The organism is Flavobacterium sp. (genome assembly GCF_043780635.1).
GTDB lineage: Bacteria > Bacteroidota > Bacteroidia > Flavobacteriales > Flavobacteriaceae > Flavobacterium.
Genome location: NZ_JAYWCK010000120.1, coordinates 1 through 5,790, shown reverse-complemented (window position 1 = coordinate 5,790; position 5,790 = coordinate 1). Strand labels below are relative to the sequence as shown.

At 35.4% G+C, this 5,790-nt stretch carries 4 protein-coding genes and 1 pseudogene; all 5 read left to right on the top strand.

Annotated elements, in window-relative coordinates; genetic code table 11:
* Window positions 1–1,140: pseudogene (locus tag ACH2BV_RS10585) on the top strand (bifunctional aspartate kinase/homoserine dehydrogenase I); the annotation flags it as partial.
* A gap of 91 nt (window positions 1,141–1,231) precedes the next feature.
* A complete protein-coding gene (locus tag ACH2BV_RS10580) occupies window positions 1,232–2,152 on the top strand; it encodes a homoserine kinase (protein ID WP_395050695.1) in 921 nt (306 codons plus the stop codon).
* Between the two features lie 222 nt (window positions 2,153–2,374).
* The gene (locus tag ACH2BV_RS10575; RefSeq protein ID WP_395050694.1) at window positions 2,375–2,659 is read left to right on the top strand and encodes a hypothetical protein; all 285 of its coding nucleotides are present in this window, start codon (window positions 2,375–2,377) and stop codon (window positions 2,657–2,659) included.
* A gap of 43 nt (window positions 2,660–2,702) precedes the next feature.
* Complete coding sequence (gene thrC, locus ACH2BV_RS10570; protein WP_395050693.1) at window positions 2,703–3,992, top strand: threonine synthase; 1,290 nt, start codon at window positions 2,703–2,705, stop codon at window positions 3,990–3,992.
* Between the two features lie 138 nt (window positions 3,993–4,130).
* A complete protein-coding gene (locus ACH2BV_RS10565; RefSeq protein ID WP_395050692.1) occupies window positions 4,131–5,483 on the top strand; it encodes a TlpA family protein disulfide reductase in 1,353 nt (450 codons plus the stop codon).
* The last annotated feature ends 307 nt before the right edge of the window (window positions 5,484–5,790 follow it).

Genomic DNA, 5,790 nt, shown 5'->3' with positions numbered 1-5,790 from the left:
AATATTTCGGCGGTTATCAACGAAAGAGACGTGAAAAAAGCATTAAATACACTACACGAAAACTTTTTTGAGGAAAACACAAAACAGCTGAATCTGTTTGTGATGGGCGTTGGAAATGTAGGCGAAAAATTTATCTCACAAATCAACCAACAAAAGAAATTCCTCAAAGAAAATCTAAAAATAAACCTGAGAGTGGTGGCGGTGTCTAATTCCAGAAAAATGCTTTTTGACGAAGAGGGAATTGATTTAAAAAATTGGAAAGCCCTATTGGAAAATGGAGAAACAGCCAGCAAAGAAGCCTTTATATCAAAGGTAAAGGAACTCAATTTACGCAACAGTATTTTTGTGGATATTACCGCAAATCAAGCGGTTTCCGAGACTTATGAACAGTATTTAAGACAAAATATTGCCGTGGTTACCTGCAATAAAATTGCCTGTTCCTCAGCGTATGACAATTACAAAAAACTGAAAAATTTATCCAGAAAATACAATGCACCATTCTTGTTTGAAACCAATGTGGGTGCTGGTTTACCAATAATTGATACTTTGAAACATTTAATCGCTTCAGGCGATAAAGTCAACAAAATTCAGGCGGTTTTGTCCGGAAGTCTGAACTTTATTTTTAACAATTTCGACGAAAATAATTCGTTCCACGATGTCGTAAAAGAAGCCGGAGTACAAGGATTTACTGAACCTGATCCAAAAATTGATTTGAGCGGTGTGGATGTAGCCAGAAAAATATTAATCCTGATAAGAGAAAGCGGTTACCAAATGGAAATCGAGGATATTCAAAACAATTCTTTCCTTCCAAAGGAATGCATGAGTACAACAAACAATGATGATTTTTTCAAGTCTTTAATTGCAAATGCGGCTCATTTTGAAAACCTTTTGGCTGAAGCTAAAGCTAAAGACAGCCGATTAAAATTTGTTGCTACTTTCGAAAATGGAAAAGCAGGCGTAGGTTTGGAATTCATTCCGAAAGAAAGTCCTTTCTATAATTTGGAAGGAAAAGACAATATAGTTCAATTTTACACTGACCGTTATATCGACCAACCTTTATTGATAAAAGGAGCAGGTGCAGGTGCCGCTGTGACCGCTTCGGGAATTTTTGCCGATGTGATTCGAGTTGGAAACATATAAAAGAGTGTTCAGTATTCAGTCGCAGTGTTCAGTATCGAACTGATAAAAAAACTTTGTGCCTTTGTGCCTTCGTGGCAAAAAACAATAAATTATGAATGAAATAAAAATATTTTGCCCCGCAACAATCGCCAATCTTTCCTGTGGATTTGATGTCATGGGACTATGTTTGACTACTGCGGGTGACGAAATGATTATTCGAAAATCAGATATAAAAGGGATTCGCATCACTAAAATCGTGGGAGCGGATTTGCCATTGGAAACCGAAAATAATGTGGCTGGCGTGGCGGCTTTGGCACTATTGGAAGAAGTGGAAACCGAATTTGGTTTTGAGATTGAAATTTACAAACATATCAAAGCCGGAAGCGGAATCGGAAGCAGCGCTGCCAGTTCTGCCGGAGCTGTATTTGGAATTAATGAATTATTGGGAAGACCTTTTACCCGAAAAGAATTGGTAAAATTTGCAATGCAAGGCGAAAAATTAGCAAGTGGAAATGCCCACGCTGATAATGTGGCTCCTTGCCTGTTGGGTGGTTTTACTTTGGTACGATGCTCTGATCCTTTGGACATTGTCAAAATTGACAGCCCTTCAGAATTATATGCTACCGTGGTTCATCCTCAAATTGAGTTGAAAACTTCGGATGCACGTTCGGTATTGAAACAAACCGTTTCCCTGAAAAGCGCCATCACCCAATGGGGAAATGTGGGCGGTTTAGTCGCCGGATTGTACACGAATGATTACGAATTGATTGGTCGTTCCCTGCACGACGAAATCATCGAACCGGTTCGTAGCATGCTGATTCCCGGTTTCGATTTGATCAAAAAAGCCGCCTACGAAAACGGGGCTTTGGGCTCCGGGATTTCAGGTTCTGGACCTTCCATTTTTGCGTTGAGCAAAGGAAAGGAAACTGCTGATAAAATTGCAAAAGCAATGAGCGCCGTTTATGACGAAATAAATTTGCCTTATGAAATTCACGTTTCAAAAGTGAATGATAAAGGAATAAGTATAATATAGAATGAAAATTAACCCGTTGGGTGCAATTAATAAAATACTCAATTATTAACGAAATGTAAAAATTTCAACACATAGAAACATAGTAAAAAGAGTTTGATAGACCAATTCTTGGTTCCACAAAGCTATGATTCACTATCAAAAAGTGAAACGTCTTACAAAAAAAATAAAAAACTATGTTTCTATGCGTTTAAAAAAATATAAATTGAATTACACCAAACGGGTATGAAAATTACTAAAATTTTGACAATAACAGTTCTGTTAATACTTCTAACAATATTTTTTGCTGGAGGGGGACACGGAACTTATTTACCTGCAAAATTGATTTATCCGTTTACAATGTTACTAGCAAAAACAGAAATTGGAACCGTAGGACTTATTTTAGCAATTCTGCAAATTCCCATTTATGCTCTCATTATAGAAAAAAAACCAAAATGGAAATATTATCTTATTGGAATTCATCTATTGGCATTTATATTTTGTTTAAGTATTAAAAATAGCTCCTTTTAATTATAATATATTTTATACGAATAAGTAAATCGTAAATAGAACAATGAAATACTACAGTTTAAACCATAATGCCCCAAAGGTTTCTTTCCAAGAAGCCGTAATACAAGGATTAGCAACCGACAAAGGATTGTATTTTCCGGAATCCATCACTCCATTAAATGCTGAATTTTTCGAAAATATCGAAAAGTTGAGCAACGAAGAAATTGCTTTCGAAGCCATCCAACAATTTGTGGGCGACGAAATTCCAGCCGAAATCTTAAAACAAATCATCGCCGAAACTTTGTGTTTCGATTTCCCGACAGTGAAAGTTAAAAACGACATTTACGCATTGGAATTATATCACGGGCCAACAATGGCGTTCAAGGACGTCGGCGCCCGATTTATGTCCCGTTGTTTGGCCTTCTTTAACAAAGACAAAAAAGACAGCAAAAACACCGTTCTCGTGGCTACTTCCGGCGATACCGGAGGTGCTGTTGCCAGCGGTTTTCTAGGCGTAAAAGGCGTGGAAGTTATTATTTTATACCCTTCGGGGAAAGTGAGCGACATTCAGGAAAGACAATTGACGACTTTGGGACAAAACATCAAGGCATTGGAAGTGGACGGTGTTTTTGACGATTGCCAGGACATGGTCAAAAAAGCGTTTTTGGACGAAAGTTTGGCGCACCACAATTTGACTTCAGCCAACTCGATTAATATTGCCCGTTGGTTACCGCAAATGTTTTACTTTTTCTTTGCCTACAAGCAACTGAAATCACAAAACAGGCCTTTGGTATTTTCTTGTCCAAGCGGAAATTTCGGGAATATTTGCGCCGGAATCATGGCGAAAAAATTGGGCTTGCCAATTGAACATTTCGTGGCTTCGACCAACGTGAATGATACCGTTCCAAGATTCTTGGAAAAAGGAAATTACGATCCGAAACCTTCCAAAGCGACTATTTCAAATGCAATGGACGTTGGAAATCCAAGTAATTTCATTAGAATCCAGGAAATGTACAACAACGATTTGGAACAATTCAAAAAAGATTTCTCTTCGTTTTCGTATACCGATGCCGAAACTTTGGAAGCGATGAAATCCATCTACAAAACCGATGGGTATATCGCGGAACCTCACGGAGCCGTGGGTTACTTGGGATTGAAAAAGGAACTGCAAAACCACCCAAACGCGATTGGAATTTTCTTGGAAACTGCCCATCCCATCAAATTTTTGGATGTCGTGGAACCTGCATTGGACGTAAAACTTCCTATCCCAACACAAATAGAAAGTGTCTTGAACAAAGAAAAGGTAAGCGTAAAAATCAAGACTTACGAGGAATTGAAAGCTTTTTTGGGGTAGAAACTGGAATAATTTATAAAAATTTAAAATGGCTAAAATTAAACTTTAGCCATTTTTTTATATGAGAAATAAAATATTTTATTTTTTGGAATCGAACATAAATCCTTACAAATTAGTATATTTGATAAAAAAAATCCTATGAAAAGATATAGTTTTCTATTATTAATTGTGATACTTTCTTCTTTCACAAGTCCAAAAGCAACAATCACTCTTTCGGGTAAAATTACAAATAACGAAGTTGGAAAAATCTGGATCAAAGGAGAATCATTTGAAAAAGAAATCAACTTAAAACCCGATGGCACATTTACTGAAAAGTTGCCTCTTGAATATGAGGGGATTTATGCTATTGAAACTTCTAAAAATAGAATGCCCATCTATTTTTCTAAAGATTCTAAAATTAACTTAACTGCTGATGATTCCAACTTTAGCAAGACTATAAAATACACAGGTAAAGGAAGTGTTGAAAATCAATATATTGCTAAGAAAACAATTATTACTTCAGAAATATCAGACGCAGAATTGTATAAATTAAATGAAGTGGAATTTTTAAAAAAAGTCAAGGAAATAAAAGGCTCTATTGAACTTCTATATCAAAAAACTAAATTTTCAGATGCCGTTTTTAAACAAAAAGAATCTTTAAATTTTCATTTTTTAGAACATAAACACTTTTTGTTTTATATGAAACTTCACAACTATTACGCTCATACATACGATTTTATATTTTCTGAAAAATTTCCAAAATTTGACGAAAAAATTGATTTGGATAACGAATCTGATTTCTTGTTTTCAATAGAATATCAGGATATTGTAATGACAAAGTTCTATGATAATATTAAAGGTGATGAAGGAAGTTTTTTTGTTTCAGCAAAGAATGCAATTCCTGAAATAAAAGCTCTTAAAAGTCAAAGTATAAAAAATAGATTAATTCAAAATGGAGTGAATGACATTAATATTGAAAATGCAAATTACAAAAACACATACAACGAGTTCATTTCTATTACAAATGATCCAAAAATTAAGGAAAGCCTAACTGCTAATTACAATAATACTATAGCAGTCGAACCAGGCGAGCCGTCTCCGACTTTTAATTATGAAAATCAAAAAGGTGGAAAAACATCCTTAGAAAGTCTGAAAGGAAAATACGTTTATATTGATGTTTGGGCAACTTGGTGTGGACCTTGCCGTCAGGAAATACCATCACTCGAAAAAGTTGAAGAACAATTTCAAGGTAGAAATATTGTTTTTGTAAGCATTTCTGTTGACAATAGTAAAGACCGAGAAAAATGGAGCAACCTTGTAACCGAGAAAAAAATGAGTGGGATTCAGTTATTGGCTGATAAAGAATTGAATTCAAAATTCATAAGAGAATACAATATTCTAGGGATTCCGAGATTTATCCTGATTGATACGAATGGCAATGTTGTAAATGCACAAGCACCAAGACCATCAGACTCAAAACTGATTGAATTATTAAACAGTTTCAAGTTATAACTCCCTACATTAAATATCCAACTTCCAATTCCAACACAAATTGAAAGGGTGTTGAGGAAGGAAAAAGTGAGCTTAAAAAGCAAGACTTACGGGGAATTGAAAACGTTTTTGGGGTAAAATTCCAAAATTTATTATAAAAAAATACCGCAGATTCGCAGATTTTAAAAGTTCTTAAATCTGCGAATCTGCGGTATTTTTATGCCTGTACATTGCTGGCATTGCAACATCCAAAAGCGTGTTACAATTTACTAAACTTAAACTTCTGTCCGCCAATAGATGCTTCGTACATGAGTCCCCCTTTTTGCAT

Bases quoted from the DNA above. Each gene is read 5' to 3' on its own strand.
- ACH2BV_RS10580 (WP_395050695.1), top strand. From the start codon at position 1,232: ATGAATGAAATAAAAATATTTTGCCCCGCAACAATCGCCAATCTTTCC.
- ACH2BV_RS10575 (WP_395050694.1), top strand. From the start codon at position 2,375: ATGAAAATTACTAAAATTTTGACAATAACAGTTCTGTTAATACTTCTA.
- thrC (WP_395050693.1), top strand. From the start codon at position 2,703: ATGAAATACTACAGTTTAAACCATAATGCCCCAAAGGTTTCTTTCCAA.
- ACH2BV_RS10565 (WP_395050692.1), top strand. From the start codon at position 4,131: ATGAAAAGATATAGTTTTCTATTATTAATTGTGATACTTTCTTCTTTC.